Source organism: Cryobacterium sp. N19 (assembly GCF_002929595.1).
Lineage (GTDB): Bacteria > Actinomycetota > Actinomycetes > Actinomycetales > Microbacteriaceae > Cryobacterium > Cryobacterium flavum.
Genome location: NZ_PJJR01000051.1, coordinates 358,144 through 383,363 on the forward strand (window position 1 = coordinate 358,144; position 25,220 = coordinate 383,363).

Sequence of the window (25,220 nt, forward strand, 5' to 3'; positions counted from 1 at the left end):
AGAACCGTGACTCCTGCAACTCTCGTTCCCCGCCTCCGCACCGACCTCGCGGCCGCTCATTTCTCGGTTCCTGGCCTGACCGGACTGTGGGGCATAGAAGCGGATGCCGCCCTCCGCCGCAACCAGCGGGTTCCGGCCCAGCGGGCGCTCGCCACGCTCGCCGTCAAACTGGGGCGGAATGAGCCCGCCGCGACGCTGGCTCGGCTGTTTCTGTTCGGAGACGCGGTTCCGCGTGTCGATCTCGATGCCGCGCTGCCGACACTCGGGGCAGCCGGTGCTGAACGACTCGGGCTCGTGGCCGCCGTCGATGCGCTCGTGCGCCCGCTCGTCGACCTCCGTCCGTACAGCTTCATTGACGCGCACGGGGCCGGCAGCTGGTGGATCGTGAGCGATCTGGGGGAGCTGGCGCTCGGGCATCCGCTCGGCGAAAGTCACGTTCTCGGCATCGGCGGCGCCTCGCGCACCCTGAGCGGGCTCATGATGCCGCGCGCGGTTGAGCGGGCGCTCGACATCGGCACCGGCTGCGGAATCCAGGCCATGCACGCTTCCCGGCACGCCGAGCATGTCGTCGCGACCGACATCTCGGTGCGTGCGCTCGAGCTCGCGGCGCTGAACGCCGAGCTCAACCAGATCGACAACATCGAGTTTCGGTTCGGCAGCCTGTTCGAGCCGGTGGCGGGGGAGCGGTTCGACCACATCATCTCGAACCCGCCGTTCGTGATCACCCCGCGGACCGAGGGAGTGCCGAGCTACGAGTACCGCGACGGCGGAATGGTCGGTGATGCCCTGGTCGAGGCTGTTGTGCGCGGCGCCGCCAACCACCTCACGCCCGGCGGAGTTGTTCAGCTGCTCGGAAACTGGGAATACTTCGGTGAAACGGATGCCTTCGAGCGCCTTGAGCGCTGGCTCACGCCGGGTGCCCTCGACGCGTGGATCATCGAGCGCGAGGTGCAGACGCCGGGCGAGTATGCCGAGACCTGGATCCGCGACGGCGGCACCCGCCCCGGTCCCGATTTCGACCGGCTGTACAAGGCCTGGCTGAACGACTTCGAGGCGCGCGGAGTGGGTCGGGTCGGCTTCGGCTACCTGCTGCTGCGCCTGCCGGAAACCGCATCCACCCGGGGCACCGCTCCCGGCCTGCGTCGCCTCGAGCGCCTGCCCGATGCCCTGGGCCACAACCCGGCCGGGCTCGGCGCGCACCTCGCCGAGTGTCTCGCCGCGCACGACTGGCAGGCGGCAACGGATGATGCGCGCCTGTTGCGCACAAATCTCACCGTGGCCTCCGACGTCACCGAAGAGCGCCACTACTGGCCAGGACAGCAGGATCCGACGCTCATGACCCTGCACCAGGGCAGCGGATTCGGCCGCTCGTTGCCGCTCGACACCGCCCTGGCCGGGCTGGTCGGTGCCTGCGACGGTGAGCTCGCCGTCGGCGCCATCATCGGAGCCCTCGCCCAGCTGCTCGACGCGGACGAGCCAGCGCTGACCGCCGAGCTGCTGCCCAAGGTGCGCGCCCTTTTAGTCGATGGCTTCCTGAAGTAGCTAGTTCTTGGGGGTCGCGCGGCGCAGAGCCAGGAAGCCGCCGAATCCGGCGACCGCTGCGGGCAGAAGCAGCCAGGCGAAGATGCCGCCGATTCCCTGGGCGCCGAACCAGATAGCAACTGCCGGCCAGTTGCTCGTGAAGGTGATGATCGTGACCGCGCCGACGATGGCCAGGGCCAGCGAGCTCCAGAACACGAGCATGCCGGGCATGCGCCAGCGCATATAGATGGTCGCGATCGACGCCCCGATGAAGAACACGAGCAGCTGCATCACGAAGAACGAGAAAAGGTCAACCCAGAACCCGTCGATGCCGAGCCAGAGCGCGTTGAACATATAGGTGTCGATGAACCACCCCTCGGTCAGCTGTTCGAGCTGGGTCAGCAGGGCGAACGCGAGGGCGTTGGCGGCCGAGATCAGTAGGAACAGCAGCGCTGTTCCGAGGTAGAAGTCCCGGCGGGTGACGCCGAAACCGAGCGCGAGCGGAAACCCGAAGGAGATGGCCTGCACGCCCACGACAACCAGGTACCACTGCGGTGAGAGCACGGCCCAGCTGTAGCGCTGGCCCTCGATGGCGTCGGGGGTGCCGAGTCCGCCGGTCGTGAAACCGACGATCTGGGCGATGAAGATGGTGATCACGAAGGCCATGCCCACTATGAGCCACGGGATACCGATGTAGGTTCGGCGGTCGATGAGGTGCAACCGCACCACGTTCCAGATGCGGGCCGGCGCGCTCCGCGGGTGAACGGATGCCGCGGTGCCGGTCAGCGAATCGGTGACGGTCATGAGTGTGTGCTCCAGGCGTCGGTCTTGCTCTCGGTTTCATCAAGGGTTGCGCTGCCGGTGGTGCTCGTGGTGCGCTGCACGATCAGCTGCTGCAGCGACACGGGCGAGAGCTCGAGTCCGGCGGCGCGCGCGGCGGCCCGTTCGGCCTCGCCGAGGCCGGCCACGGTCACCGAGGCGAGCCCGCCGATACCATCTCGGGAAATAATGTCGCGGCCGGCAACGAAAGCGTCGACATCCGTTTTCTTGCCGACCACGGTGCTGGCTGAGCCGCGCAGCTGCTCGGCGTCCTGGTCCATGAGGATACGGCCCTCGTCGATCACGAGAACGTGCTCGAGCAGGTTGCTGACCTCGTCAATGAGGTGTGTCGAGAGCATGATGGTGCGCGGATACTCGGCGTAGTCCTCGAGCAGGCGATCGTAGAAGATCTGCCGCGCGACCGCATCGAGTCCAAGGTAGGGCTCATCGAAGAAGGTGAGCGGCGCGCGCGAGGCGAGCCCCACAATCACGCCGACCGCCGAGAGCTGACCACGGGAGAGTTTCTTGATCGGACGGTTGAGCGGCAGCCGAAAATCCTCCACCAGACGGGCGGCGAAGGCGTCGTCCCAGTTCGCGAAAAACCACGGAGCGCTCGCGAAGACGTGTTGGGGCCGAAAACTGTCCGGATATCTCTGGCTTTCCTTGATGAAACACAGCGACTGCAACACCCGCGCGTTCTCAACGGGGGAGGCGCCGAACACCTCGAGGGTGCCGCTGGTGGCGAACTGCTGTCCGGTGAGCAGCTGCATCAGGGTAGTCTTGCCGGCGCCGTTGCGGCCGAGCAGACCATAGATCTTGTTGCGTTCGACCGTGAAACTCACGTCGTCGATAGCGGTGAGGGCGCCGAACTTCTTGGTGAGGCCGGCGACGCGCACAGCGGTGTCAGTCATGAGTTACTGCCCTTTCTCGATTCAATGTTGATCATTCCGGCCACCTGTTCCGGGGTGATGCCGAGCTTGGCGGCTTCACTGAGCAGGGGGCCGACGAAGTTGGCCCGAAACTGTTCGGTGCGGGCGACGACCAGTCGTTGCCGAGCTCCGGTTGCTACAAACATTCCTATTCCTCGCCTCTTGTAGAGAATGCCGTCTTCGACCAGACGGTTGACGCCCTTGCCAGCGGTCGCCGGATTGATGCGGTGAAAGGCCGCGAATTCGTTGGTCGACGGAACGGATGTTTCTTCCTCAATGACGCCATCGATGATGTCGTTCTCGATCTGCTCCGCGATCTGCACGAAGATCGGTTTGCCCGCTTCGATCAAGGACTGCCTGCTTTCAGTGGATGCTGCTGCCCGATTCCCAGCCCCCGCCGGTTCACTGGTTAGTTGGTCATGTGACTAACTAACTACCTTGAGAGGAAAATGTCAACCGGCACAGTCTGCGGTGAGAGGGCACTAACCTGACGCCATGACTCCCGCAACCGCGCTCCCGGCCGCCTTCGACCTCGGCGGGCACACCGCACTCATCACCGGGGCGGGCAGCGCCACCGGTATCGGCTTCGCCGCAGCACGGATGCTGGGTGAACTCGGTTGCCGGGTGATCCTCACGGGCACGACGGCGCGGGTGCACGACCGTGCGCGCGAACTGACGGCACACGGACTCGATGCGAGCGGAATCGTCTGTGCCCTCGACTCGGCCGTCGGTACCGAGGGACTGCGGGTGGCGCTCGCCGCGACCGGGAGCGAGCCGACGATTCTCGTGAACAACGCGGGCATGGTCGCGGTCGGCGACGCCGAGATGGGTCACGGAGATATCCTGACCAGTCCGGCCGAGTGGGAACACGGCCTCGCCATCAATCTGTCCACAGCATTTCATGCCACTCGCACGGTGATCGGGTTCATGCGCGCGGCCGGATGGGGTCGCATCGTGATGGTGTCGAGCGTGAGCGGGTCGATCATGGCCAGCCGCAATGACGTCGCCTACGCCGCAGCGAAGGCCGGGCTGGTCGGGCTGGTGCGGGCGCTCGCAGTGGACGAGGCCGAAGTGGGCATCACGGCGAACGCCGTCGCGCCCGGCTGGATCTCGACCGGTTCCCAGCTCACGAGCGAGGCTCTGGAGGGTGCGCTGGTTCCGGCCGGCCGAAGCGGCACGCCGGGGGAAGTCGCATCCGTCATCGCGTTTCTTGCCTCGCCAGGAGCCGCCTACGTCACCGGGCAGGTGATCGTCGTCGACGGCGGTAACTCCGTGGCCGAGGAGCGCCGGTAACCAGCGGCTCTCGAGAAGAAAATGTCAAGCGGCACGGTCTGCGGTAGTTTGGTCTCATGACTGGCGCCGTACTGAAGCACTGCGGGCGCGCGCCCGGGATCCGCCGTTCTAAAGCAGACCGATCGTGAAGCGGCGCACTTTTCTGCTCGGCACAGCGTCGGGTTTTTCCGTGTTGGCTCTCGCCGCGTGCGTGTCCCCGGCGCCGGTTCCGACGACATCCCCGGCGCCAACCACGCTCACCCCCTCGCTGGTTCCGCAGCCGCTCACGGTCTCCAGAACCAACTGGTCGGCCGACCCTTTCTCCCGCGGATCCTTCAGCTACGCCAGCGTCGGTGCCACCCCAGAGCACCGAACAGCCCTCGGCCAGGCCGTCGATGCCCGAGTGTTCTTCGCTGGCGAAGCGACCGCGGCCGATGAGCCCGGCACTGTGCAGGGTGCCCGCGCTTCTGGTCTGCTGGCGGCCAGCCAGGTGCGGGATGTCGCGGCTCCGGGGGAACGTATCACGATTGTCGGTGCCGGAATTGCCGGGATAACGGCGGCCCGTCAACTCGTCAACGATGGCTTCAACGTGGTCGTGATTGAGGCGCGCGACCGCATCGGTGGGCGCATCGACACAGTCAGCGACGACTGGCCCTTTCCGATCGAACGTGGTCCCTCGTTCGTACACAACACCTCGGATAATTTTTTGGACGACGAGCTCACGGCGCTCGGGGTGAAGCTGCTGCCGTTCGTGCGCACGCCCGAGGTGCGAACCCGAGCCGGGGCGATCGTCGAGGTGTCACCACTCGGCACTCAGGCCGTGGCCGGAGCCCTCAGCTGGGCAGCCAATCAGCAGCAGGATGTCTCGGTTGAACGTGCCCTGGTCGATTCGGGCGAAGCAAGTCTGTCGAAGACCCCGAACGCCGATGGCCTCTCGGATGCCGACTGGCTCGAGTACGAGATCGCCACGAAACTCAAGGTTGAGACCGGGGCCACACCGAGCCAGCAATCGGCCTGGTACACGACCGACATCGCGAGCACCGACGACGACCAGCTCGTTGTGGGCGGCTACTCCACCCTGCTCGCCAGTGACGCCGAAGGCCTCGAAATGCTGCTCTCGAGCGTGGTCAATCGCGTGGCCCACGACGACGACGGCGTGAGCCTGCGCCTTGGTACCGGCGAGTCGCTGTCCGCCGATCGGGTGATCGTGACCGTGCCACTCGGTGTGCTGAAGAACGCGGCCATCGAATTCTCGCCGGCGCTGCCATTCGCCCACCGCGGTGCCATCGGCGCGCTCGGCATGGGCGTGGTCGACAAGGTCTGGTTGCGGTTCGACGTGCCGTTCTGGGATACCTCCGCCCGCCTCTGGACCATCGTCGGCGAAGACGCCGACTTCCCGGTCTGGATCAACATGATGCCGCTGACCGGCGATCCCGTTCTAATGGGTCTGGTCGCAGCCGAAAACGCGACCCGGCTGAGCGAGCTCGACGACGACGACTTTCTCGCGGCGGCGCTCACCGCGCTCGAGCCGTTCCTGGCGGTACCCGACCCGTAGTAGTGCAGCTGAACAGCTCAGGGGCGCCAGTACGCAAGTCGGTGGTGCGGCATCCGCTTGAGCCTTGTGATCCAGGTGAGCAGGGCCGCAATGCTCGTGATGATCACCACGATGATCAGGCAGTAGAACACGGTCTCGCCGGGGCCGCTCACCTGGCGGGCGTCGAGAAAGAAGTACGGGTACCAGCCCACGATGGGCCCGCGTAACAGGGTGAAGACCAGCCAGAACACCGGAAAGACGATGGCCCAGCCGAGATATCTCCACGGCAGGCGGGCCTTGAACGGGTCGACGATCCAGTCGATGAGGGCCAAGACCGGAATAACGAAGTGCAGCAGCTGGCTCGACCAGGGCACCTCGATGGAATAGTTCGCGCTCGACGACTGCCAGACGATGATGCCGTAGACGACTCCGGAGACCAGAATGTAGGTCGTCACCATCGCTCGCAACATGTCGAGCCAGGCCGGGTCGGTCGATCGCCGCAATGCGACACTCGCGGCGGTCAGAAAGACGAACATCGATGCGATGGCGCTCTGCACCGTGAAGTAGCTGAAGAAGTTCGCGATGGCGAAGGTAGTCACGCCGAGGGTGTACTGAAAGTAGCCGATGAGGGCCACGAGTTCGACCGCGGTCAGGCCGAGGCGCGCCACACCGAACGCGGTGCGCGCTTTCATTCCCGTACCCCGGCGGGGCTCGTGCGCGCGGTCATAGGCTAACGCTACGCCAGCGCCGGGCAGCCCCCGACCTCAACCGGTGATCTGAAACTCGCTCTCGCCGGTTGCCGCGACGTCACTCACCTCGAGGGCGGTCACGACGGCATACCGCGGGCCGGTTTCCAGCCAGTGCAGCATGCGCGCAACGGATGCCTCCCGCCCCTCGATTTCGAGTTCCACCGACCCGTCCGGCCGGTTCCGAATGTACCCGACCAGCCCGAGGTGCAGCGCTTGGGCCCGGGCATGGTAACGAAACCCGACGCCCTGCACCTCGCCGCGGGCGAGCACTCGTTTGCGAATCACCTGACTATTGTGCCCCGGTGGGCGGCCTGCACAACAGCTAATCGACCACGCGCAGGCTTAGCCATAGCATGAGCGTGTCGTCAGCGTGGTCGAGGTTGATACCGAACAGCTCATGCACCCGCCGCAAGCGGTAGCGCAATGTGTTCTGGTGCACCGACAGCAATGCGGCCGTTCTGGCCGAGTCTCGCCCGCAATCAAGGTAGGTACGCAGGGTCGCGGCATAGTCGGTACCTGAGCGGGCATCAAGGTCGAGCACAGCCTGTGCCGAGTACGAAAACAGCCGTGGGGTGTCGCGAAGAACTTGCCCAAGTTCGAGCAGGCTGAGCTGACTGCGCACATCGCGCGCACTGGTCACCGGCCCGTGCGCCGCATCGTTCGCCATGATCAGCAATACGAGGTCGGCATCGCGGCGTGACCGAGCGATCTGACCGACGCTGGCTACCTGCGAGCCGACGGACGCGCGTACCGGCACGCGCAGACTGGCCGCTGCCCGATCGGCCAATCGTGCGGCGGACGCCTCCACTCTCGTAGTCTCGCTGCCCACGCCGCTGAAGACGGCGTACACCGTGTTACCGATCAGCACACACTCGGTCCCGGATTGGTGTGCCTGGCAAGCCATCGCGACAAGGTCCGCCAGCCGGTCCAGACGCAGTTCGTGGCCCTCGATGCGGGGCGATATCGCGAGTACGGTGAATGGCCCGGCGCGATCAAGACCCAGTTGGCGCACCACCAGAAGGGCATCTTCGCCTCCCTCCAGCAGACGCCGCAGCAACTCCGAGCGTTGTTGCTTGGCGAGGTCGGCAGCGCTCCGGGCGCGCAACAAGTGAAGGGCGGCGATGTCGGCGGCGCGTTCAAGGGCGCCGGCAGCATCCGCGTCGAGGACGCCGGATGCCTCGACCACCCAGATCGAGCCAAGTGCCTGTGTGCCGGCGCGCACAGCGACCGCAAGGCGGTCGAGTGCCGGTGGCACGCCGGCAATACGCAGGGCGCCGGGAGCTCGAAATAGAGCCGCATACTGTTCGGCATTCTCCGGCAGGTCGGGCACCTGACGGCCGAGGATACCCTCGCGCCGGTCCTCATCGATGGGCTGACCCGGCAGAGTGGAATAGGCCAATATATTCTGTTGCAGATTCTCGATCGAAGTCGCGCCGCCGATCGACGCGGCAATCGCATTTGCCAGCGCGAAGAGATCGCCCACAACCAGAGTCACCGGTGAGGTGCCGGCTTCGGAGGCCGTGCTGAGGGCAGCATTGATGAGCGCCTCCAGCTGTCGCCATTCGATCTCGTCGTCTACAACCAGCAGCGCAATATCGAGGTCGTCGGCCAGCGTTGCCAGCGGCTGTACGTCCTGCGCGAGCGCCTTCACGACCACCGCACCAAAACCAATCCGGGCTGCGTCACGCAGGACCTCCACGGACTCCGGCGCGCCCGGATGCACCCCGATGGCCAGCAGAATGCCGCTCCGTGGCCCGGTCGGCGGCATCCACCGATCGAACAGGGTCGGGCTCGTCAACGGCAGCCACCGCGAAACCCTTGCCGAAGCGCTGCGCAGCCCGGAACCATTCAGAATGCCGAGTAGCTCGGACAGCGCGATCCCATCGGGCTCGCGCTTTGGGCCGTCCTCCATGGGCTCAACCTACCGGTGATAGTGCTGTACGACAAACAATTGCTATATCATTCGTGCTGCACGCTAAAGCCTTGGTCGGGTCGACTGGCAACACTTAAGCCATGTTGATCAACATCCCCACTCGCAGCGCCGGAATCCGCGAGCCCAGCCCCCTGGTCTGCCAAGCGCAGTTGGCCGCTTCGCGGGCGGCGAACGTGGCCGCGGTGCGGGTCGTAGATGAGACTTCGATGCAGCGCCACCGTGACATAGCGGACTTACTCATTCGAGTCTGGGGCACCTCACAGCACGGGCCCCCGATTCCAGCCGACCTGCTTCGCAGCATCGGCCATGCCGGATGTAACGTCACGGCCGCCTATAACCGCGAAGGCCTGCTCTGCGGCGCCGCTGCGGCCATCGTCTCTCCCGATGTCCCCTCGATGTACTCGCTCATCGCCGGGGTATTGCCGGGCCTCGGCGACGCCGGCGTCGGGTTTGCACTGAAACAGCACCAGCGCGCCTGGGCGCTTACCCGGGGGCTCACCACCATGACGTGGACCTTCGACCCCCTGGTCAGCCGCAATGCCCGTTTCAATCTCACCAAACTCGGCGCCCACGCCAGCGAATATGTCGAGAATTTCTACGGCGAGATGGATGACGAAATCAACGCGCACGATGAAAGCGACCGTCTCGTCGCGCTCTGGCTGCTCGAATCGCCCGAAACGTTGGTGTGCAGCGAGGGGACCCCTGCGCTCGTCGAACTGCCCGACTTCACAGCGGATGCCGTATGTGGCACAGGCCCGGACGGCCAGCCGGTCCTGGTCGAGCTCGGCCACGACCTCTGGTGCCGCGTCCCGACCGACATCGTCGCCCTCCGCGCAGAGGATCCGGTTCTGGCAGCGGCCTGGCGTACCGGCACCCGCGCCATCTTCCAAAACGCCTTCTCCGAGGGGTATACGGCGACAGCGATGACCCGCACCGGCTGGTATCTACTACAGCCCTCAGAACACAAAGGACACCACGAATGAAGATTGAAAACATCGAGCTCCGCCGAGTGCACCTGCCGCTGGTGACCCCATTTCGAACGTCTTTCGGTACCTCGACCGAACGTGAGACAACGCTGGTACGAGTGACCACGGCCAATGCCGAAGGCTGGGCCGAATGCGCCTCAGAACCCGACCCGCTCTATAGCTCTGAATTTCTCGACGCCGCCGACCTCGTCATTCGGGACCATCTGGTTCCCCGGCTGCAGGCCCTCGGTGACCGGCTCACAGCCGAACGCGTCGCCACCGCCCTCGAACCGGTCAAGGGCCACATGATGAGCAAGGCCGTGCTCGAAACGGCCATTCTCGACGCCCAACTCAAGGAAACCGGGGTGTCCTTCGGCAATTACCTGGGCGCCGTCAATGACACGGTTCCGGCCGGAGTGTCGGTGGGCATCATGGACTCGATCCCCGAGCTGCTCGACGCGGTCGCCGGCTACCTCGCCGAGGGCTACCTGCGCATTAAACTGAAGATCGAACCCGGCTGGGACCTCGCTCCGGTCCGCGCAGTGCGCGAACGATTCGGCCCCGACATTCTGCTGCAGGTCGACGCGAACACCGCATACACCCTCGCCGATGCCCGCCAACTCGCCCGGCTCGACCCCTTCGACCTGCTGTTGATGGAACAGCCGATGAAGGAAGACGATCTGCTCGGCCACGCCAAACTGGCCAGGCTCATCACGACGCCGATCTGTCTCGACGAGTCGATCGAGTCTGCTTGCGACGCCGCGACGGCAATCACACTCGGAGCCTGCAGCATTATCAACGTGAAACCGGCCAGGGTCGGTGGCTACCTCGAAGCCCGACGCATCCACGACGTCGCCGCAGCACACGGCGTGCCGGTCTGGTGTGGCGGCATGCTCGAAACGGGCATCGGACGCGCGGCGAACGTGGCCCTCGCCGGACTGCCGAACTTCGTGCTGCCGGGCGATACCTCGGCCTCGAACCGGTACTACGCGCGCGACCTGACGGTACCGTTTGTTCTCGAGAACGGGCACCTTCGACTCCCCACCGGCCCTGGCATCGGTGTCGAAGTGCTGCCAGACGTGCTCGCGGACGTCACCGCGTCGACCACCAACATCCGCTTCTAAACATCACGCCGAGCAGTCTGGAGAAAACCATGAATCACACGCAGCGCCGCAGAGCCCCCTGGCTGGTTCTCGCCTCGATTGGCGTTGTCGCAACGCTCTCCTTGGCCGGGTGCGGAGCCAGCAGCGACCCGGAACCGGCCAACACACCCAATGCCGCTGAGATCGACGCGGCAGCCGCTGCGGCCTTGCCGACGAAATACAAGGACGCCGGGGTGATCAAGGTGGCCTCCGACATTCCGTTCCCGCCCATGGAAATGTTCGACGAAAACCAGAACCTCACCGGTTTCGACTACGACCTCGCGCAGGCGATCGGAGCCAAACTCGGTGTCACGATGGAGCTGCAGACGCAGGCCTTCGACAGCATTATTCCGTCGCTGCAGTCCGGTAAACACGATGTGATCATGTCGGGCATGAATGACACGTTGGAACGCCAGGCCACGCTCGACTTCGTCGACTACTTCCACGCCGGGTTCTCCATTCTGGTTCTGGCTGGAAACCCCGAAAAGATCACGACCGTTCTCGACCTGTGTGGCCAGAATGTGGCGGTGCAAAAGGCCACGGTGCAGGCCGAGATTCTGCACGGCTACGACGAGGAATGCACGAAGAGCGGTTCGACCGCGATGAAGATCGCCGAACTGCCCCTGGAGACGGATGTTCAGACTGCGGTTCGATCGGGCAAGGCCGTCGCCGATGTGGTTGATTCCGCTGTCGCCGCCTACGCCGCGCAGACGGCAGGTGATGGCACGATGTTCGAGGTCGTTCGCGACAGTGCGAACCCGGCCGGTTATAACCCCGTCTATACCGGTATCGGCGTGCTCAAGAAGGACTCGGAATTGACCAAAGCCCTGCTGCTCGCGCTGCAGTCTGTCATGGACGACGGCAGCTACCAGCAGATTCTCGACAAGTACGACATGGGCGACTACGCGGCCGACCAGGCCGGCATCAACCTCGGTTCCTGATGGCGCCGACAACGCTGAGCCGACGCGCGAGCCAGTTGCAGCCGGCTGTCCTTGACTCTGACGATATCGTCGCCGTACCACTGCGTCACCCGTGGCGCTGGGTCGTTGCAGCCATCCTGCTGGGCGGTGGAGTCAGCCTCGGCGTGTCGTTGTGGGGCAACGGAAACGTTCACCACCCAACGATCAGCGAGTTCATCTTCAACCAGCGCATCCTCAGCGGAGTGCTGCTCACGCTCGTGCTCACGGTCGTCGCCATGCTGATATCGACACTGCTCGGAGTCTTGCTGGCGGTCATGCGCCTCTCCAACAACCCGGTGATGACCGTGCTGGCCTGGATGTACGTCTGGGTGTTTCGCGGTACGCCGCTGCTCATTCAGATCGTGTTGTGGGGATATCTGGGGCTTCTCTATTCCCAGATATCGCTCGGTGTGCCGTTCACCGATTTCACCCTGTTCTCTATCGACACCAACACGCTCATCCCGGCATTCACCGCCGGGCTGCTCGCCCTCACGCTCAATCAGGCCGCGTACTCGGCCGAAATCGTGCGTGCCGGCATGCTCTCGGTCGACGAAGGCCAGTATGAGGCCGCGTACTCGGTGGGAATGAGCCCCACCTTCACCCTGTTCAAGGTGGTGCTTCCACAGGCCATGCGGGTGATCATCCCGCCGATGGGCAACGAGACCATCTCGATGCTCAAAAACACCTCGCTGCTTTCGGTGATCGCTGTGCTTGAGCTGTACACGGTCGCCACCCAGATCTCCTCGCAGAACCTGCGACAGGTTGAACTGCTCGTCGTCGTCAGCTGCTGGTACCTGTTCCTCACCTCGGTGCTGTCCATTCCGCAGTACTACCTCGAGCGTCATTACGGGCGCGGCAACGCACGTACCCTGCCGCCGACGCCGCTCGCACGGGTGTGGAAGATACTGCGTCCAGTTCCTCGTCCCACCACCAACAGAGCGGATGCCCCGTGACCGACCGCGAGCGCGTACCTGACCCGACGGCATCCGCTCATCAACCGTTGCTGAGCGCCCGCAAAGTGCGTAAGAGCTTTGGCGGCGTCGAGGTGCTCAAGGGCATCTCCCTCGATGTTGCGGCCGGTCAGGTGATGTGTCTGCTCGGGCCGTCGGGGTCGGGCAAAAGCACGTTTCTGCGCTGCATCAACCACCTGGAACGTATCGACGGCGGTCGCATCTCCGTCGACGGCGAACTCGTCGGTTACGCCGCTCGGCACGGCCGCATCTTCGAGATGAACCGCCGCGAGGTCGCCAAACAACGCCGGGGTATTGGCATGGTCTTTCAACGCTTCAACCTGTTTCCGCACATGACCGCCCTCGAGAACATCACGGCGGCGCCGATCGGCGTACGAGGCGTGCCGAAACCCGCCGCCCTGTCGCGAGGCCGCGCGCTTCTCGACCGGGTCGGCCTGGCCGACCTCGCGCAGTCCTACCCCGCCCAACTCTCCGGCGGCCAGCAGCAGCGCGTCGCGATCGCCCGCGCCCTCGCGATGGATCCGAAGTTGCTCTTGTTCGACGAGCCGACCAGCGCCCTCGACCCCGAACTGGTCGGTGATGTGCTCGACGTCATGCGCGCCCTCGCGGCCGACGGCATGACGATGGTCGTGGTCACCCACGAGATCGGCTTCGCCCGCGGCGCCGCCGACGAGGTCGTCTTCATGGACGCCGGAATCGTTGTGGAGAGCGGCCCTCCGACCAGGGTGCTCGACAATCCACAGAACCCGCGCACCCAGGCCTTCCTCGACAGCGTCATGTAGGCCGCGCGCCCGGGCCTACTCTGGAAGCAACGAAACCCTGGAGGAACAATGACCGTATTGACCGCCGATTTGTACGACGAGCGTGGCGACGAGCTGCAATCCGTACCCCTGCAGTTTCAGACAATCGGCGGGCGAACCCGCTTCAGCGGCCCGATCCGCACGGTCACCTGCTTCGAAGACAACGCCCTGCTCAAGTCCATCCTGTCCACGCCCGGTGACGGTGCCGTGCTCGTCATCGATGGCGGCGGCTCCCTCAACTCGGCCCTCATGGGTGACATGATCGCCGACCTCGCGGTCGCGAACGGCTGGTCCGGCGCCATCATCAACGGCGCGGTGCGTGACCGGGTCGCCATCGGCGCCCTCGACCTCGGCGTGAAAGCCCTCGGCAGCAATCCGCGCAAGAGTTCCAAGACCGGCTCGGGCACAGCGGATACCGTGGTCGAGTTCGCCGGTGTGACCTTCACGCCCGGGCGCACCGTCTACTGCGACGAAGACGGGATTCTGGTCGAACGCTAACCGTTGATCGAGTACGGCTGTTACTGCTGAACGTCGTCGATGCGCACGACGACGAAGTTGGCGTCGAGCTCGACGTCGCGGTCGCTGCCGTTGTCGAGGGTGACCTCAACCTCGTAGACGTGGTCCCAGTCGTCGTCCCGGTCGAAGTCGGTCACGCGCCCGCTGCCGATCGCAGCGAGGGCTGCGGCTTCGGCGCTCGAGCGCTCGCTGGCAGCCTGGTCGGCGGCGCTCGTGTCGGTCGCCGCGCTCGGTGCCGATGAGCTGTTGTTCGACGAGTTGTTCGAGTTGTCATTGTCGAAGTCGCCGACCCAGACCACGTCGAAGGCGTCGTTGAGTTCCACGTCGACCGTGGTGCCGTTCTCGAGGCGCACCTCGAGGTCGTAGGCGCTGCCGCCGTCATCGTTGCGCGCCGCGCTCGTCACGGTGCCGGGGCCAACTTCGGCCAGGGCTGCGTTACTCGCACGGTCGAGCGTCTCGCCGGAGAGGGGGCCATCGTTATCGCCGATATCGCTGACGGCCAGGGCAATACCTGCGCCGCTCAACACGAGTACGACGCCGATGGCGCTGGCGATGAGAATATTCTTCTTGTTCATGGTACAGGTGCCTTACGTCGGTGCCCCCAGGCGAAGGGGACCGAAAAGGCCATGCCTAAGTTGCTTAGCTTCAGCATAATCGAAGGAATATACGTCCCCTAATGGTCGCGCGCACGCTCAGGTAATTCACTGGTTGAGAGAGCGACCGATCGGTCAGAGGCGATTCAACGCATCCGTTGCGGCAAACTGATCGAGAACGGCCCGCACTTGAATCGACGCCTCGGTGCGCCCCGATCGTACGTCGGGAATGCGCAGAGCCGGCAGCTCGCTCGGCGTCGGAAAATTCGTGTAGGAGTCGCGCATGAACTGATCGAGGCGCTCGCCCACCTTCGGATCCTCGGTCCACAACCGCGGCAGCCGGGCTGGCTCGGTGAGGGGATCGAACCCGAGCAGGGCCACCCGGTTAGCGAATCCGGCTGTGAGGTCGGAGTCGTCGGTGGGTAGCGGGCGAGCCATTCGTGCTCCGGCGAAGACCACTCCGGCACCGAGCAGGAGCCAGGCGACGGGCAGAATAGCCTGCATGCTGACTTCACCGCCGGTGAGCAGAACAAAGAAGTAGGCGAAGACCCAGACCACGGGCGACAGCAACATGAGGGCAATTCCACCTCGACGAATGGATCGCGAGCGCTTCGACCGGAGCGTGGTTGTGCCGGCCTGGCTGGCGGCGAGGGCCTCCTGCTCTGCCGGCGAGATAACTTGGCTGGCATCAAACCGCCAGGCGGCCAGGATGGCCTCGTCGCGAGCTGCGATAGCCTGGCTCAGCAGGGACGCCCGCGGGGCCCAATCGCAGTATCTCTGACCGTCTGGTGATTGCACCCACAACCGATAGTTGATGTGGCGTTGCTCACTGACACCTTGCCAGGTGGCATAGGACGTTGCCGAAGCCGCTGCGGTCGCCCGGGCAGTCGTTGTGAACGGAGTTTGGAGTCCCTCCGGCTGTTCCGGGGAGGTGCTGGCATTGAATGCGGCGACGGCGGCCGTCGCCGCGGCCTGCGTATTGGTGACCGCGCGCGACAGATCATTGTCGATCATGAATTTCCCCCGGTCATTTCTACGACCAACGGCAACATGCCGGGCTGGTCGTGCCGTGGGGTTGCTGTCGAACAACCGGGCAATGTCATCGTGACACAACTCATTCGGTAAAAGTCCAGCCGAGCCGATGCCGCCCCCGTACTGGGGTGAACAAAGTCGTCCTCGTGCGATAAATCAGGCATCTGACCCGCGCGCAAGCTCCCGATCGGGGGCTGCTGGGGCTGGCCGTCCGACGGCTAAGTTCAAAAACCCGAAGAGGAGAACCGTGACCATCGATGCTTCCATAATGCGACAGCGTTGCCCTGCGCAGTCGATCATAGAAGTGCTCCTGCTGGAGCAACGCCTGGTTGCGCCCCGCAGCCCGGTGCAACGCCTGGTCGGTCGGTCGCCGCTCGGCGCGGACAGCGCGCGCTGCTTCGACGCCGCTCGCGCTGAAATTGCCGTGGGGCTGGCTCTGGCCGAACTGCCCCGGGAATGGATCGTCTTCCACTCCCTGCCGGTGGGTGAGCGCGGCGCCGACGTCGATCACCTCGTGATCGGGCCGGGCGGGGTATTTGCCCTGCACTCCGACCGTCAGGTGCGCAAGTCGGTACTGGTCGCCGGGCGCAGCGTGCTGGTCGGTGCCCGCAAGATTCCCTATATAAGGGAGGCCGAATTCGAGGCGGTCAGCCTCACCACTCTGCTGTCCGAGCGGATGCCGCGCGCCGCGTCGGTACACGGAGTGGTCGTGCTCGTCGATACCAAGAGCGTGACGGTGAAGGCCCAACCGTCGCGGGTAAAGGTGATCGAGGCGGCCGATCTGTGCGCCTGGCTGCAGGGGCTCCCTCCGGTGCTTGCCCCCCTCGACCGCTTGGAAATTGCCGGGTTCGTCGAGAACCCCGCGCTCTGGCAGGCCCTCGTAGCGTTGGAACCGGCTGAGATTCTGCAGCGCTTCGGCGAGCTTGAGTCAGAAGTGGCGCGGGCGCGTCGTACCCGCCTGCTGTGGTTGCCGCTCGGAATGGTTCTCACGACGCTCGGGGCCCTGGAAATGCTGCTGACGTTGCCGCGGCTCGTCAGCGCGCTCTAACCCGCGTGGCGCGGTACGGCAGAAGCCGCTCGGCGCCGCACAATGCACGGCTTCGAGCGGCTTCTGCTCGTGCTGGTTAGGAGGTCGGTGCGGTCGGGGCATCCGTCGACGGGTGCGGTGCGACGGGTGCGGTGCCGTCATCGGTTCCCCGCGGGCCGCCGTGGGCCGGGCCGTTTCCGGGACCGTCCTCGCCGCCGGGGCGGCCCGCTCCGGGCTCCGTGGCCGAGTCGCCATCGGCTTCGGCGCCGAGACCGTTGGAGATGCTGGAGTTATTCGAGGCCAATTCGGCGTTCGAACCCACGCTGGTGCCAATGCCGAAACCGATCCCGGCGCCAACGAGGAGCAGCGCAGCCGCGGCGACGCTTCCGATGAGAACGGGCTTGCGGTACCGGGAGCCTCCCGTCTTCTTCTTCGGGGCGGCCGGGTCGTACGGCGCGTTCGGCATGGCGTAGCCGTTCGCGGCGGCCGCGAACGGAACGGTCGCGTTCGCCTCGCTGGCCAGCGGCTGCCCGGCGTTCGGCACATCGTGCAGCGGAACCGTCGCGTTCGAATCAAACGGCAGGGTGGCCTGAGCATCATAGGGCGGGCTCGACTGCGAGTCGACGGCTTCGGTCGCGGCCGTTTCGTCCTGTGCGGCCGCAGCTGTTTCGGGCGTTGAACCCTCCGAGGCTCTGGACGACGGGTTCGGGTCGTTCGGGTCGGTGGGCTGGGAATCGTTGGTGCGGGTCATAATTTCTCCTACGCGTGAGCTAGTGGATGCCCACTCGGGGCTTCTCTCTTTTTCAGCCTCGGGGGCGAATCTGAAGACGAACTGAATCTTGCCGGGGGTCGCCAAACGGTCAGCAGGCGCATAGCAAACGCTCAGCTTGGCCCCGCACTGTTAGAGCGTGCCCACCGAACCTGCCCGCGTTCTCGTCGTCGAAGACGAGGAGACGCTGCGCAGAGCGATCGGCCAGGCGCTCGTTCAGGCCGGTTTCGTCGTCGATACCGCGCCCGACGGTGAGAACTTCGCCGAGCGCATCGCCAGATTCCGGCCCGATGCCACGGTGCTCGACATTATGCTGCCCGGCGAGAATGGGCTGCACCTGGCCCAGCGGCTGTGGGCTGCCGGCAACACACCCGTGCTCTTCGTGACCGCGCGTGACGCGGTCGACGATCGGCTTGCCGCGTTTCAGGCCGGCGCCGACGACTACATCATGAAGCCCTTCGTACTGGCCGAGCTCGCGGCACGGGTGACCGCCGTGCTCCGCCGCACCGGACGCCTGGTCTCCCCGACCATGCAGGTCCGCGCCTCATCCACACCGTGCGGGGGATCGGCTACCGCCTCACCGCCTGACCGGCACCGATACCAGCGGATGCCGTCTGCTCGCCGCGCACGCGGCATCCGTTTCCCTTCTACGAAAGTACGCCCGATGCGCACCACCTCACTGCGACTGCGAGTCGTCGCCGCAGTTCTGGCGATGCTCACGATTGTGCTGGTGGCGGTCGGTATTCTGATCAACCTCGTGCTCGGCGGTCAGCTGCGCGCCGACCTGCAGCAGCGGCTGATCGACCGGGCCGGGTACGCGCAGATTCTGGCCGAGCAGGGCCTGGAGGCGCAGAGCCTGGCGAACCGGCTCACCGGCGACGACGTCACCGTGACCTACTCGGTCGGCGGCGACACGGTCTACGGGCGGGCCGACCCCACTCCCGGCGCCGACCGTGGCCCTGGCATGCCGCCGCACGCCGAATCAGTGCCGGGCGCCGTCGTCACCCAGAGCGGCGACCGACTCTCGGTCACCCAGACCGTCGCCGGCGGAACCCTCACCCTCAGCTCGAGTGAGGCCGGCATCGACGCGGTGCTGGTGCAGCTGCGCACGATCGAGGTCGTGGCCGGCCTGCTCACCATCGTCGTGACCTGGCTGTTGCTGACCGGTGTGGTCGGAGTCGCGCTGCGTCCACTCACCCGCATGACGTCTCGCACGAGCTGCGCACCCCCGCCGCCGGTCTACAGGCCAGCGCGGAGACCCTGCTGCGTGACAACCCGCCTCGCGCCGAGCGGGAAAGCCTCACGGTTGGCGCAGGTTGCGACCAACCTGCTCGGGAACGCGCGCAACGCCACCGAGGTGGGCGGCAGCATCCGCACCGATCTGGCCGTTGTTGACGGCGCGGTGCAGCTGACGGTGAGCGACTCTGGAGCCGGTGTGCCCGAGGCCGACCGCGAGCGCATCTTCGAACGTTTTGTGCGCCTCGACCCGTCGCGGGCGAGTAACCGCGGTGGTTCCGGCCTCGGTCTGTCGATTGCCCGAGCTCTCGCCAGGGCGCACGGCGGAACCCTCGAGTGCCTGGGCCCGATCGCGACCCCTGGCGCGCTGGCCGGTGCTCGTTTCGCATTGACGCTGCCGCGCGCCGACTGAACAGACTCGGCCTATTCGCAGCCGGTTCCGTCGCCGTCGCGGTCAAGATGGCGGCCGTAGCCGGGCTCGCCAACGTGCACCGGGGCCGCGCCGGCCACCCGCGCGGCGGTGCAGTTCTGAAAGAAGACGTCGCTCGGCGGGTCGGCCACCGGTGCCGGCGCCGGTGCGACGACGGGGTCGGTGGCCGTCGCGACCTCGTTCGGGCAGTCCGACAGGATGCGCGTCATCGCATCGTGTTCGGCTGTCGTCACCCACAGCGCATAGGTCGCCTTCACCGAAATCTGCCGAGCTACATAGGCACACCGATAGCTTTTCAGCGGCGGCAGCCAGGTGGCCGTGTCGCCATCCCCCTTGCGCGAGTTGGTGACGCCTTCGACGGCGAGCAGGTTGAGCGGATCGTTGGCCAGCGCCACCCGCTGCTCCTGCGACAGCTGCTGCGCTCCGGTCTGCCAGGCGTTCGACAGAGCGACGACGTGGTCGATCTGCACGAGCGACGAGGTCGTCTGGCCGCGCACGAAGTCGATGGTCAGTCCGGTGTACGGGCCGAGCAGGATGCCGCTCTGCACCTCACAATCAGTGGCCACTACGAGCACGGTCAGGTCGCGGGCCAGGATATCGTTTCGGGTGTCGCATCCGTTTTGGTCCAGGTCCTGCCAGGCCGAACCGAAGCTTCCCTCACGGTCGTAGCCGGTCTTGGGCGCGCGCCCCTTCACCGGCAGGGTCGCCAGCACGGCCAAGGCCGCGTTGTCGGGCCCGGGCGGCGGCGCGGTTTTTGCCGTTACCGTCGGCCTGGGCTCGATGGTCGCCGTCGGTGCCCCGCTGCTGGTTGGGTCGGCCAGATTCGACGAAACGGATGACCCCGCCACCGACGTTCCCACCAGGATCGCCGCGAGCACCCCCACGATCAACCCAATTAGCAGGAACGATCGGGTCGGGCGTCGAACGGTCATGGGGCTCCTTCTGGCCGCGCGGCACGACCCTTCGAATATACGTGGTGCGACCCGGTCGCCTCGAGACGTGGCGGCATCCGCTTGATGAAAAGTAACCCATTCTGGGGGTCTTGCGGCGGGGGCGGCACTGGCAAGATATAGAACCCGGCGAGGAGCCCGATGACTCACATACTCTCCACGCGGCGGCGTCTGTCGACGCCCCCGGTATTGCCCGAATCGACGCGCACCGGAGCGCCTCGATTATCAACCGGCCCAACCTGGCTGCTCGGCCGCGCGTCCCGCCCCGCGGCGACGCCGACCGACTTGGCGCTGGCTCGTGCGCAGGTTGAATCCGCCGTCGACAGGCTGCTCGCGACGCTGCCCGAACATTGGGCCGCATTCACGTTGCCCACACTCGATGCTGATGGTCCGAGCGCGATGCGCCTGCTGGTCGGCCCCGGCGGGGTTCTCGCCCTGCACGCGCAGCTCTGCGACGGTCAGATTGCCTGGGTGCATTGCCAGAGCGTGCTCGTCGCCGGGCGGCGCTCGCCGGATCTCGCGGCGGCACAGGCCGACGCGAATCAGCTCACCACGCAGATTCGCGGGCGGCTGCCGCTACGCACCGCGGTGCAGCCGGCGCTGGTGCTGCTGGGCGCCCGCGTACTGTGGGTCACCGGCCGTTCGGGAAGAATGACCACAGTGCCGGTGCTCGGGGCGGCGACGCTCGGCGACTGGCTGGCCGCGCGCCCGCAGGTGTTGCGCCCGATCGAACGCATGGAACTCGCCGCCGTGATCGACAACCCGCTCACCTGGGGTCGTCGCCCGACTATTCTGCCCCGGCCCGGTAGCGTGGGGGACTAGCCACCCGGCGACCGCGGTGGCACGGCAATGACGCCCCCGGATTGGACCCTCGATGCACACCGACGACCTCGCCCAACTGCAGATTCTGCTCGACCAGGAACGCACCCTGCAGTTCGACGCGTTCAGTCACGACGATGCGTGGGCGCTCGGCACCCGCCTCCGCACGACCGCCGCCGCCCAGGCGTTGCCGGTCGCGATCTCGATCGTGCTGGGTGACCAGCGGGTGTTCCAGGTGGGCCTGGCGGGAGCATCCGCTGATAATGACGGCTGGCTGGAGCGCAAGTTCGCCGTCGTGCGCCGCTACGGGCACTCATCGCTCGCCGTCGGCGTGGAATTTCGCAGCCGCGGTGTCGACTTCGACGTTGATGCCCGACTTGATCCCACGCGTTTCGCGGCGCACGGGGGAGCGTTCCCACTGTTCGTGCGTGGGTCGATGGTGGGCGTGGTCGGCGTCTCCGGGCTGCCACAGCTCGACGATCATGCCCTCGTCGTCGAGGCGCTGCGGGCGCAGTTGGCGGCGGCCTGACCCGTTAACGTTTGGCTGGCCGGTGACCCTTGGCCGAGAGCAGTCGGGCCCGCACCGAGAACGCGCCGCCGATCACGAGCGACACCACGGCCGCCGGCAGAATGACGTCGACGAACTGGTTGCCCGAGAGCAAGTTGGCCAGTAGCAACAGAACGGCCAGGCCGCTGAACGCGAGCCCTGAGATCGCGCAAACGTTGAACGTCAGGTGTAACACGAGTAATTCCAATCAGTGGGGTGGCTTTCAGGTTAGCCGACGTTGCCCGGCTGAGTGGGGGAGGCCGTCGCCTCCGCAACTCGAATGAGCATTACTTATTAATTGCTAACCAATGTTGCGGCCCTGCCGATTGTGAACACTGAATCGGCAGGTGCCGGTGGCACGATAGTACGAGGTGCGAACCCGTGGTGAGGCAAGTGAACGTGGCTATGACAAGTCTTAGGCCTGGACTACCGTCTCGTGATCACGAGCCGGCTGCCTCGGTGATGCCCATCGCAACTCTGGTCCCGTCTGCTCCCGGTGGGTTTGCCGGGCAGTCCGTCGTCGAAGAACTGCTCCGCCAGCACGCCGATCGGCCGGCACGTTCTCGGATCGCGCGCACCCTGGGAGCCTCGCCGCTTGACGCGAACGAGCTCAGCTGGTTGCGCGCCGCGCAGGCCGAGATGATCGTCGGCGATATTCTCGGTCGGCTCCCTGAGGGCTACAGCATTTACCATTCCCTGCCCATTCGCAATACCGCGTTCTGGGTCGACCACCTCGTCGTGGGCCCCGGTGGAATCTTCTCGATCAATTCCAAGACGCACTGGGATCGCGACCTGACCGGGGCGTTGCGCTCGATTCCGATCAATGATCACGCCATGCCGTACCTGCGCGATGCCCGGTTTGAATCGGCCCAGATCACCGCACTGCTCGGTGCTGTGCTGCCGGCCACGACCGTGGTTCAGTCCGTTATTGTGCTGGTCAATCCGCACAAAATTCTGCTGGCTCGCAAGCCGGATGCCGTGACGGTCATCGACTCCCCGCGCTTGCGCCGGTGGCTCGTGGCTCGCCCGCGGGTGTTCAGCGCCGAGCAGCAGGCCGCGCTCACCGCCGCCATCGACGACCCGGCGACCTGGCGCGCAGCGGCCCAGCCGCTCGCTCCGGCGCACCTGCACGCACGATTCACCACACTCGAACAGCAGGTTGCCGCAGCCCGCACCCGACGCACCACGTTCGCGGTGCTCGCCGGTGCGGCTGCTGCGACGGTGCTGGCTGTCGCCACCTCACCCCTGATCGTCGCCGCCGTCGAGTATCTCGCGGTGCGCTAGGCGAGGCGCTCGAGAACCGTGCCCTCGCGCATCCGCTCGACGCGTACGACGTGGTCGCGCAGGTCGCGCACTCCGCGCGGAATGGCGAGTTCGGCGATATCCTGCCCCTTGGTCACCGCGTGCGACCGGGTCGGATGCTTGTAGTCCTCGATCGACTGGAAGGTGTCGCGCCCCCGCGGCTCCTTGCTGTGCCGCTGCGCGAAGCCGGAGTTGAGCGCGCTCAGCTCGATCTCGTTTTCGTGCGCGGCGACCAGACTCTTGGTGCTGAGGGTGATCACGGTGTGGGCGTCGTCCCGATAGGAGCGGGCGTTCAGCAGGTCGCGCAGCAGCCGTGGCTGCAGGTGAAAGAACACCCGGTCGTTCAGGGCTGCGTACCATTCGGCGAGGGTCATATCGTCGAGGGCGTCCTCGAGCGACGGCTCATGAATGGCCTTCTGATGACGGATGACCGCGGTTCCGAATTCCGCATGCTCCAGCACGCGTGACTCACCTCGTCGCTTGCTGAGAATGGCGGCCTGAGGTGCGCCCTGCTTGACGCCCCAGCGGGTCACGAGCGCGGCCGGACTGAGCAGCCCGTGCCGCTCGATGGCGGGCCAGCTGCCGTCGGCGGCCACGTGGTAGAGCTCGGGGTACAGACGAATCAGATCGCGGGACAGCACGGTTTCGAGCGTACTCGCCGCTGGAGTGGCCGCGAGCCAGACCGCCCGTTCAGATCAGCTGCCGAGCTTGAGCGTCGCGAGCACCGTGCGGCCGCTCGATGACGCGCGCGGCACCATGTCCACAAGCGCGATCTGGGTCAGCCTGAGCGCGTCGCCCGCGTGCACTCGACCCTGCGACTTCACGGTGACGTGCGCCCGAAAATCCGGCCCGGAAAACGCCGGCCCGGCCGGAGACGTGGCGAGTGGCCGCAGCACGGCAACGAGCAGGTCGTGCAGCCTGGTCAACGCGGCGTTCTCGTCGATCAGCGTCACGGCAATGTCATGGTGCCGACCAAACAGCTCGTCCTGCCCGGCGACCACGGTGATAGCAGGGAATCCGGCCAGCGCGGCGGCGGTGGCGCGTGCGATCTCGTCTGGGGAGGCATCCGTTTCAAAGGGCGCGAGCACGGTGATGTGCAGCGGCCAGGCGGCGACGAAGAAGCTCGCTCCGGTTTCGAGCGGCGTAAGCGGCAGAACGACAACAAGGCGGGGCATGCGCCGAGTCTAAACGGGCCGATGTGGTCGACTCGTCGTTCACAACTGCGGAGATCTCGACCAGACCCACGTGCTGCAGTGAAAATTTTGCCTGATTCTGGTGATCCATCCGCAGTTCTGCACGCCGGCCCAGCTTCGGGAAGCGGTTCGCCTAAGCGGATGCCCGCCGAGCCAGCGCGATGACGGCAGTCATGCCCGCCAGAAGAGCCAGGAGTGCGCCGGCTAGTGGCAGCGCGGGGTCGGAATGACTTCGATATTGATCGACGTGCTCACTCCGTTGAGGGTCGCCGTGATGATATGCGGGGAAGATCTTCGATGACCACGACATTCGCGACGACTGGAACACGTCCCTGGCTTGGAAGCGCGACATGGAGGCGACGTCATGGTGGCACGGCCGCATCGTGGCGGGGCTGGCCTCCTACTGGGTGTACCAGCATCTCGGCAACATGTCGCCGGCGGAACGCGCCGCCGACGAGATCTGGCGGGAGATCGCGGCCCACATCGGTAAGACCGAACTCGATCTCACCGCCCGGCTCGGCGAGCGGATGCGCGGCGGCTTTCGGCACCTGCTGGTCGGCACCTCACTGCCCTTTCTCCTGCCGCCCGGCCTTCACCACCTCGAATCGTGGGATGAAGCAGTCTCCACAGGAGCGTCGGGCAGGCCCGCGGCCGGGTGGGCGAGCGCCTGCGCCGGCTCGTCGATCTGGAGCATTGGGCCGCGTTTGAGCGCAGTTTTCGCCAGCTGGCACGAATGGCCACCGAGGTGGCCGACGGCCGCCGCGGCCCGGCTCCGCAGACCGTGACATTCCTGTCAGGCGACGTGCACTACTCAACGGCCTCCGAGGTGCAGCGCGCGACGGGGAGCCGCATCGTGCAGGCCGTCTGCTCGCCGATCCGCAATCCGCTGCCCATCATCATGCGCTCGTTCTCCGCCGTGCTCGCCTACACCATCGCCACAAGGCTGACCGCGCTGCTGGCCCGATCCGCCGGGGTCACGTCGCCGTCATTTCACTGGGCGGGAGTCAAGGGCCCGTGGTTTGATAATTGCCTGGCGAATCTCGAAGACACCCCAGCCGGACTCGTTCTGAAGTGGGAGAAGGGCGTTGTGTCGAACGGCGACCACGGGCATCCGCTGGTGGAACAGGTCGCCACGGTCACCGTGGCGCCGCGAAAGTGATGAGGGCCGAAGCCGTCGAGCACCCGCACGACGGTGATGCGCAACCCGCCCGC

General features: G+C 65.9%; 29 protein-coding genes. 16 read left to right on the forward strand and 13 right to left on the reverse strand.

Annotated elements, in window-relative coordinates; all coding sequences use genetic code 11:
- The first annotated feature begins 6 nt into the window (after positions 1 to 6).
- Positions 7 to 1,542 (forward strand): methyltransferase, encoded by a 1,536-nt coding sequence (locus CXY78_RS13280; protein ID WP_104089713.1) that lies wholly within the window; start codon positions 7 to 9, stop codon positions 1,540 to 1,542.
- On the opposite strand, the gene CXY78_RS13285 is transcribed toward CXY78_RS13280, so the two are convergent.
- Genes CXY78_RS13285 through CXY78_RS13295 form a run of 3 tightly spaced genes read right to left on the reverse strand, consistent with a single transcriptional unit; the run spans position 1,543 to position 3,619 of the window.
- Positions 1,543 to 2,325 (reverse strand): hypothetical protein, encoded by a 783-nt coding sequence (locus tag CXY78_RS13285; protein WP_092338946.1) that lies wholly within the window; start codon positions 2,323 to 2,325, stop codon positions 1,543 to 1,545.
- Entirely contained in the window at positions 2,322 to 3,251 is a 930-nt protein-coding gene (locus CXY78_RS13290) for an ABC transporter ATP-binding protein (RefSeq protein ID WP_104089715.1), read from the reverse strand. Before CXY78_RS13290 ends, CXY78_RS13285 begins: the two co-directional genes overlap by 4 nt.
- Positions 3,248 to 3,619 carry a GntR family transcriptional regulator gene (locus CXY78_RS13295; RefSeq protein ID WP_104089717.1) on the reverse strand — a complete coding sequence of 124 codons (372 nt, stop codon included), beginning with the start codon at positions 3,617 to 3,619 and terminating at the stop codon, positions 3,248 to 3,250. Before CXY78_RS13295 ends, CXY78_RS13290 begins: the two co-directional genes overlap by 4 nt.
- A gap of 145 nt (positions 3,620 to 3,764) precedes the next feature.
- On the opposite strand from CXY78_RS13295, the gene CXY78_RS13300 reads away from it, so the two are divergent.
- A complete protein-coding gene (locus CXY78_RS13300) occupies positions 3,765 to 4,562 on the forward strand; it encodes an SDR family NAD(P)-dependent oxidoreductase (protein WP_104089718.1) in 798 nt (265 codons plus the stop codon).
- 124 nt (positions 4,563 to 4,686) lie between these two features.
- Positions 4,687 to 6,096: an NAD(P)/FAD-dependent oxidoreductase gene (locus CXY78_RS13305; protein ID WP_104089719.1), complete on the forward strand. Its 1,410-nt coding sequence runs from the start codon at positions 4,687 to 4,689 to the stop codon at positions 6,094 to 6,096.
- 17 nt (positions 6,097 to 6,113) lie between these two features.
- On the opposite strand, the gene CXY78_RS13310 is transcribed toward CXY78_RS13305, so the two are convergent.
- The 3 genes from CXY78_RS13310 to CXY78_RS13320 all read right to left on the reverse strand — a co-directional run bounded on the left by CXY78_RS13310 (position 6,114) and on the right by CXY78_RS13320 (position 8,736).
- Entirely contained in the window at positions 6,114 to 6,767 is a 654-nt protein-coding gene (locus CXY78_RS13310; protein WP_092338937.1) for a Pr6Pr family membrane protein, read from the reverse strand.
- 72 nt (positions 6,768 to 6,839) lie between these two features.
- Entirely contained in the window at positions 6,840 to 7,109 is a 270-nt protein-coding gene (locus CXY78_RS13315; protein WP_104089721.1) for an acylphosphatase, read from the reverse strand.
- Between the two features lie 37 nt (positions 7,110 to 7,146).
- Positions 7,147 to 8,736 (reverse strand): helix-turn-helix domain-containing protein, encoded by a 1,590-nt coding sequence (locus CXY78_RS13320; protein ID WP_104089722.1) that lies wholly within the window; start codon positions 8,734 to 8,736, stop codon positions 7,147 to 7,149.
- Between the two features lie 101 nt (positions 8,737 to 8,837).
- Between CXY78_RS13320 and CXY78_RS13325 the strand changes: the two genes are divergently transcribed.
- From CXY78_RS13325 to rraA, 6 genes are read left to right on the forward strand one after another with little or no spacing between them, the layout of a single operon-like run.
- The gene (locus CXY78_RS13325; RefSeq protein WP_104089724.1) at positions 8,838 to 9,740 is read left to right on the forward strand and encodes a chorismate synthase; all 903 of its coding nucleotides are present in this window, start codon (positions 8,838 to 8,840) and stop codon (positions 9,738 to 9,740) included.
- Complete coding sequence (gene menC, locus CXY78_RS13330) at positions 9,737 to 10,846, forward strand: o-succinylbenzoate synthase (RefSeq protein ID WP_104089726.1); 1,110 nt, start codon at positions 9,737 to 9,739, stop codon at positions 10,844 to 10,846. The genes CXY78_RS13325 and menC overlap by 4 nt, the downstream gene beginning before the upstream one ends.
- 29 nt (positions 10,847 to 10,875) lie before the next feature.
- A complete protein-coding gene (locus CXY78_RS13335) occupies positions 10,876 to 11,805 on the forward strand; it encodes an ABC transporter substrate-binding protein (RefSeq protein WP_104089728.1) in 930 nt (309 codons plus the stop codon).
- Positions 11,805 to 12,776 carry an amino acid ABC transporter permease gene (locus tag CXY78_RS13340; protein ID WP_104089730.1) on the forward strand — a complete coding sequence of 324 codons (972 nt, stop codon included), beginning with the start codon at positions 11,805 to 11,807 and terminating at the stop codon, positions 12,774 to 12,776. The genes CXY78_RS13335 and CXY78_RS13340 overlap by 1 nt, the downstream gene beginning before the upstream one ends.
- Positions 12,773 to 13,576: an amino acid ABC transporter ATP-binding protein gene (locus tag CXY78_RS13345; RefSeq protein ID WP_304466265.1), complete on the forward strand. Its 804-nt coding sequence runs from the start codon at positions 12,773 to 12,775 to the stop codon at positions 13,574 to 13,576. Before CXY78_RS13340 ends, CXY78_RS13345 begins: the two co-directional genes overlap by 4 nt.
- Positions 13,577 to 13,624: 48 nt before the next feature.
- A complete protein-coding gene (gene rraA, locus CXY78_RS13350; RefSeq protein ID WP_104089731.1) occupies positions 13,625 to 14,092 on the forward strand; it encodes a ribonuclease E activity regulator RraA in 468 nt (155 codons plus the stop codon).
- Positions 14,093 to 14,112: 20 nt separating this feature from the next.
- Here the strand turns inward: rraA and CXY78_RS13355 are convergent, their stop codons facing one another.
- Together CXY78_RS13355 and CXY78_RS13360 are read right to left on the reverse strand one after the other, a co-directional pair.
- On the reverse strand, positions 14,113 to 14,685 hold the full coding sequence (locus tag CXY78_RS13355; protein WP_104089733.1) for a hypothetical protein: 573 nt from the start codon (positions 14,683 to 14,685) through the stop codon (positions 14,113 to 14,115).
- 153 nt (positions 14,686 to 14,838) lie between these two features.
- On the reverse strand, positions 14,839 to 15,717 hold the full coding sequence (locus CXY78_RS13360; RefSeq protein WP_104089735.1) for a hypothetical protein: 879 nt from the start codon (positions 15,715 to 15,717) through the stop codon (positions 14,839 to 14,841).
- Between the two features lie 265 nt (positions 15,718 to 15,982).
- On the opposite strand from CXY78_RS13360, the gene CXY78_RS13365 reads away from it, so the two are divergent.
- The gene (locus CXY78_RS13365; protein WP_158253321.1) at positions 15,983 to 16,783 is read left to right on the forward strand and encodes a nuclease-related domain-containing protein; all 801 of its coding nucleotides are present in this window, start codon (positions 15,983 to 15,985) and stop codon (positions 16,781 to 16,783) included.
- Positions 16,784 to 16,859: 76 nt separating this feature from the next.
- Here CXY78_RS13365 and CXY78_RS13370 read toward each other — a convergent pair whose 3' ends face one another.
- Complete coding sequence (locus CXY78_RS13370) at positions 16,860 to 17,513, reverse strand: hypothetical protein (RefSeq protein WP_104089738.1); 654 nt, start codon at positions 17,511 to 17,513, stop codon at positions 16,860 to 16,862.
- Positions 17,514 to 17,670: 157 nt separating this feature from the next.
- Here CXY78_RS13370 and CXY78_RS21905 point away from each other — a divergent pair, with 157 nt between their 5' ends.
- A complete protein-coding gene (locus CXY78_RS21905) occupies positions 17,671 to 19,179 on the forward strand; it encodes a response regulator (protein ID WP_104089740.1) in 1,509 nt (502 codons plus the stop codon).
- Between the two features lie 11 nt (positions 19,180 to 19,190).
- On the opposite strand, the gene CXY78_RS13380 is transcribed toward CXY78_RS21905, so the two are convergent.
- Positions 19,191 to 20,129: a DUF1524 domain-containing protein gene (locus tag CXY78_RS13380; protein WP_104089741.1), complete on the reverse strand. Its 939-nt coding sequence runs from the start codon at positions 20,127 to 20,129 to the stop codon at positions 19,191 to 19,193.
- Positions 20,130 to 20,288: 159 nt separating this feature from the next.
- Here CXY78_RS13380 and CXY78_RS21070 point away from each other — a divergent pair, with 159 nt between their 5' ends.
- Both CXY78_RS21070 and CXY78_RS13390 read left to right on the forward strand, forming a co-directional pair.
- The gene (locus CXY78_RS21070; protein WP_092338906.1) at positions 20,289 to 20,969 is read left to right on the forward strand and encodes a hypothetical protein; all 681 of its coding nucleotides are present in this window, start codon (positions 20,289 to 20,291) and stop codon (positions 20,967 to 20,969) included.
- A gap of 52 nt (positions 20,970 to 21,021) precedes the next feature.
- The gene (locus tag CXY78_RS13390; RefSeq protein ID WP_092338904.1) at positions 21,022 to 21,495 is read left to right on the forward strand and encodes a heme-degrading domain-containing protein; all 474 of its coding nucleotides are present in this window, start codon (positions 21,022 to 21,024) and stop codon (positions 21,493 to 21,495) included.
- 4 nt (positions 21,496 to 21,499) lie between these two features.
- Here CXY78_RS13390 and CXY78_RS13395 read toward each other — a convergent pair whose 3' ends face one another.
- On the reverse strand, positions 21,500 to 21,709 hold the full coding sequence (locus CXY78_RS13395) for a hypothetical protein (RefSeq protein WP_092338902.1): 210 nt from the start codon (positions 21,707 to 21,709) through the stop codon (positions 21,500 to 21,502).
- 266 nt (positions 21,710 to 21,975) lie between these two features.
- Between CXY78_RS13395 and CXY78_RS13400 the strand changes: the two genes are divergently transcribed.
- Positions 21,976 to 22,797, forward strand: coding sequence for a nuclease-related domain-containing protein (locus CXY78_RS13400; protein ID WP_233197379.1), 822 nt, complete (start codon positions 21,976 to 21,978; stop codon positions 22,795 to 22,797).
- On the opposite strand, the gene CXY78_RS13405 is transcribed toward CXY78_RS13400, so the two are convergent.
- A complete protein-coding gene (locus CXY78_RS13405; protein ID WP_104089747.1) occupies positions 22,794 to 23,456 on the reverse strand; it encodes a hypothetical protein in 663 nt (220 codons plus the stop codon). The two genes, CXY78_RS13400 and CXY78_RS13405, sit on opposite strands and share 4 nt — an antisense overlap.
- Before the next feature lie 54 nt (positions 23,457 to 23,510).
- On the reverse strand, positions 23,511 to 23,990 hold the full coding sequence (locus CXY78_RS13410) for a 2'-5' RNA ligase family protein (RefSeq protein ID WP_104089749.1): 480 nt from the start codon (positions 23,988 to 23,990) through the stop codon (positions 23,511 to 23,513).
- 368 nt (positions 23,991 to 24,358) lie between these two features.
- On the opposite strand from CXY78_RS13410, the gene CXY78_RS13415 reads away from it, so the two are divergent.
- Both CXY78_RS13415 and CXY78_RS13420 read left to right on the forward strand, forming a co-directional pair.
- Positions 24,359 to 24,793, forward strand: coding sequence for a hypothetical protein (locus CXY78_RS13415; RefSeq protein WP_104089751.1), 435 nt, complete (start codon positions 24,359 to 24,361; stop codon positions 24,791 to 24,793).
- A complete protein-coding gene (locus tag CXY78_RS13420; protein WP_140425710.1) occupies positions 24,790 to 25,167 on the forward strand; it encodes a hypothetical protein in 378 nt (125 codons plus the stop codon). The genes CXY78_RS13415 and CXY78_RS13420 overlap by 4 nt, the downstream gene beginning before the upstream one ends.
- Positions 25,168 to 25,220: the final 53 nt, after the last annotated feature.